We start from the raw sequence: 3,392 nt of genomic DNA on the forward strand, positions 1-3,392 counted from the left end.
AGCCAATGGAGCAAATCCTTCGAGGTAAGTTGTTATGTCTTTTATTGTCATTTTACTGTTTTTTTGGGACACGGAGTTGCACTGTTAAGTGGTTCACGGTTTATGGTCAACAGTCCACAGTAGTATAAAACATTCGTTATTAATGTTTTACACAAAACATAAGTGTCGTTTATTTTTAATCATCTCCTTACTTCAATATCTTTTAAATATTTTTATGCTTTGCCGAAACCCTAATCTGATTTTTTAGTAAGTTTGATTTTACAAAATTACGTCAAATATTTCGGCAATTATTCATCTATTCAAAGCAAAATCAACAAGTTAGAAACTTGTTCTACATTAAACGCTATTCAACCATGAAAAAACATTTGATTACCCTCCTTTTTTTATTTTCAAGCCTTATTATTTTTGCTCAAAAACAAGCTGATAAAGAAGAATGGATTTCGTTGTTTAACGGCAAAGACCTTACGGATTGGGATTTAAAAATTTCGGGACACGAAGTAAACGACAATTATAAAAATACATTTTTGGTAGAAGATGGCATGATGCGAGTGAATTATAAAGAATACCAAAACTTCGATAATAAGTACGGACATATCTACTATAAAACGCCTTACTCGCACTATCGAATACGTTTTGAGTATCGTTTTCAAGGGAATCAAGTACCCGGTGGGGCGTCGTGGAATGTACGAAATAGTGGAATCATGCTACATTCGCAGTCGGCAGCCAGCAATGGCAAAGACCAAGATTTTCCTGTTTCGCTCGAAATGCAGCTTTTGGGCGGTCTCGGAAATGGCCCACGACACACAGGAAATCTCTGCACTCCCGGAACCATCGTTGATATTAACGGAAAACTCGACATGGCTCACTGCATCGACTCAAAATCAAAAACCTACGATGGCGACCAATGGGTAAAAGCCGAAGCAATTGTGATTGGTAGTAAGATTGTTCATCATTTAATCGAAGGAGATACCGTTTTGACCTTTACTAACGCACGAATTGGTGGTGGATTCTTGGGCAAACCCTATGATTTTGCAACCGATAAAGTAAAAAATGGTGAAGAATGGGCAAAAAAAGATGGTACACCACTGGGCGAAGGCTACATTGCCTTGCAAGCTGAAAGCCATGCGATTGATTTTAAGAATATCGAATTATTGAATCTGAAAGGTTGTATGGATAAAAATGCTTTGAATTTTAAATCATATTATCTCGAGCCAGATAATGCGAGTTGTAGGTATAAGAAGAAATAGTTGGCAATTTTCAGTTTACAGTAGGCATTTTAATTTTGCCCACTGTAAACTGAAGACTGATGATTTATCTTGTGAGGCGATAAAGCAATAATGCCGAACGCTGAATAAGAGCAGGGTATTCTTTCAGATTGATGGTTTCGCCAGGGGCATGAGCACCACGACCCGACGCTCCGAGGCCATCCAAACAACTTACGTATTGAGCAATATAAGAAATATCGCCCGCTCCACGTGAGCCTGGGTCACCGGCTTTTACTGGCCCGAGGCCCATATCTTGGCTGGCTTTGCTTAGTATCTCCAATAATTTAGTATTTGCTTCGGTTGGCTCCATGGCTGGAATACCATCCGAAAATTTAATTTCTGCACTGGTAGCATTCAAGTTTTTGGCTACAATTTCTCTCATTTTTGTGCGAGCGGCTTCTTTTTGGGCTTCGGTAAGAAAACGCAAATCGCCAGTGACCTCTACTTTTTGAGCCACAATATTTGTTTTTCCTACGGCCGTTCCTTTCGCTTGAGCGGGGTCATAGTTTACTTCTGTTCCTCCCACAATTACTCCGGGATTAAACGTTAGATATTTTTCTTGGCTCAGAGCTTCTCGAAATTCATCTAAAATACGAGCCGCTTCAAAAATTGCCCCATAACCCATTGTCTTGTTAAATACGCCCGACGAATGACCAGTCTTGCCGTGTGTAGTTAAGTGCCAACCACTTGCTCCTCGGCGTGCGGTGGCGGCAATATCAAAACTTTGGGCGGTTTCGTAGGCCAGAGCTACTTCACATTCTTTGGCACGGTCGATAAAATCTTTTCGGCTGATGCTGGTTGGTTTTCCTGCACTTTCTTCGTCGCCCGTGAAATAGACCGTTATGTTGGTGTCATCGAGTAAGCCTTGGGCATGAAGAGCTTTGAGGCCGGCAATAATCATTACATCGCCACCTTTCATATCATTTACACCTTGCCCAGTGGCGGTCGAATCGGTGAGGCGAGTAAAAGGCCCAGCGGGCATTGATTTTTCAAAAACGGTGTCGAGATGACCAATTAAAAAGAGTTTTTTACCTTTTTTCCCTTTCCGATAAGCCACCAAATGTCCCGCACGATTGAGCGAATCGGGTAGCGAAATCCATTCGGTAGTAAAACCCATGGCATCGAATTCTTTTCTGAAAAGCTGCCCAACCTGACGCACTCCCTCATGGTTGAGTGTACCACTATTGATATTCACGGCATCAATCAACAATTTTTCGGTCTGAGGCATATTGACTTTTACATGCTCAATGATTTGTTTTTCGACCAAACTAAGTGATTGAGCCGTACAAATTAAGAATGAGGAATTAAGAATTAAGAATGATAAGACGATAGGTTTTAGTTTCATTGTTGATGTATGTTTAGGTAAGGTTTTAAAGAAGACTCCTTTTAACGAAGCCTTCTTTTGATTACAAATAACGCTCTTTCAGAATATTTAAATGGTGAAGCTCATGCCCAGCAATAAACCACGCCAAAACACGAGCATTGGTTGGGAGCTGATTGGCTTTGCCCATACGCCCCAACTCACGCTTACCGAGCGATTTGAAAAACAAAACCGTTGATTTGCGTTGAGCCTTGAATTGCAACAATAAACTACGCAAAGATTTTTTATCGAAATTGGTTGCCTTTACGTAATCATCTTCTTCGAAACCAAGCAACGATTGTTTTTCGCCACGAGCTACCGACAAGGCACGATAAAGCAAGATTTTTTCGGTGTCGATGATGTGGCCGAGCATTTCGAGTGGCGTCCATTTTCCTTCTGCGTAGCGGAAATGCAGTTTTTCTTCAGGGATATTTTTGAAAAAATTATCCACAATCGAAATATTTTCGGATAAAGTTTTGAGGGCGTCGTCGCCCGTAACTGCTTGAATATAACGATTTTGGTACGAATTTACGTCGTACTCGGCGGCGGTAGGTCGAGAAATTTTCATATTTTTTTTGGTTTAAGACTTGACACACAAATATAATAGTTGTACCTTTGCACCACGTTAAACAAACGAAGAAATATTTTCAACGTTTCAGAGACGCAAACGGTTTGGTAGTTCAGCTGGTTAGAATACCTGCCTGTCACGCAGGGGGTCGCGGGTTCGAGTCCCGTCCAGACCGCAAAAGCACTCAGAAATGAGTGCT

General features: G+C 41.0%; 3 protein-coding genes and 1 tRNA gene. 2 read left to right on the forward strand and 2 right to left on the reverse strand.

Translation table 11 applies throughout. The features are described from left to right. Positions 1 to 353 precede the first annotated feature (353 nt). Positions 354 to 1,247, forward strand: a complete 894-nt coding sequence (locus tag ACOVO2_RS16805; protein ID WP_421771093.1) for a 3-keto-disaccharide hydrolase — start codon at positions 354 to 356, stop codon at positions 1,245 to 1,247. Between the two features lie 64 nt (positions 1,248 to 1,311). On the opposite strand, the gene ACOVO2_RS16810 is transcribed toward ACOVO2_RS16805, so the two are convergent. Beyond that, entirely contained in the window at positions 1,312 to 2,610 is a 1,299-nt protein-coding gene (locus ACOVO2_RS16810; RefSeq protein ID WP_421771094.1) for a M20/M25/M40 family metallo-hydrolase, read from the reverse strand. A gap of 61 nt (positions 2,611 to 2,671) precedes the next feature. Continuing rightward, complete coding sequence (locus ACOVO2_RS16815; protein ID WP_421771095.1) at positions 2,672 to 3,193, reverse strand: DinB family protein; 522 nt, start codon at positions 3,191 to 3,193, stop codon at positions 2,672 to 2,674. Between the two features lie 101 nt (positions 3,194 to 3,294). Here ACOVO2_RS16815 and ACOVO2_RS16820 point away from each other — a divergent pair. After that, a tRNA-Asp gene (locus ACOVO2_RS16820) sits at positions 3,295 to 3,368 on the forward strand. The last annotated feature ends 24 nt before the right edge of the window (positions 3,369 to 3,392 follow it).

The organism is Emticicia sp., assembly GCF_049241225.1.
Taxonomy (GTDB): Bacteria; Bacteroidota; Bacteroidia; order Cytophagales; family Spirosomataceae; genus Emticicia.

Bases quoted from the DNA above. Each gene is read 5' to 3' on its own strand.
- ACOVO2_RS16815 (WP_421771095.1), bottom strand. From the start codon at position 3,193: ATGAAAATTTCTCGACCTACCGCCGCCGAGTACGACGTAAATTCGTAC.
- ACOVO2_RS16805 (WP_421771093.1), top strand. From the start codon at position 354: ATGAAAAAACATTTGATTACCCTCCTTTTTTTATTTTCAAGCCTTATT.
- ACOVO2_RS16810 (WP_421771094.1), bottom strand. From the start codon at position 2,610: ATGAAACTAAAACCTATCGTCTTATCATTCTTAATTCTTAATTCCTCA.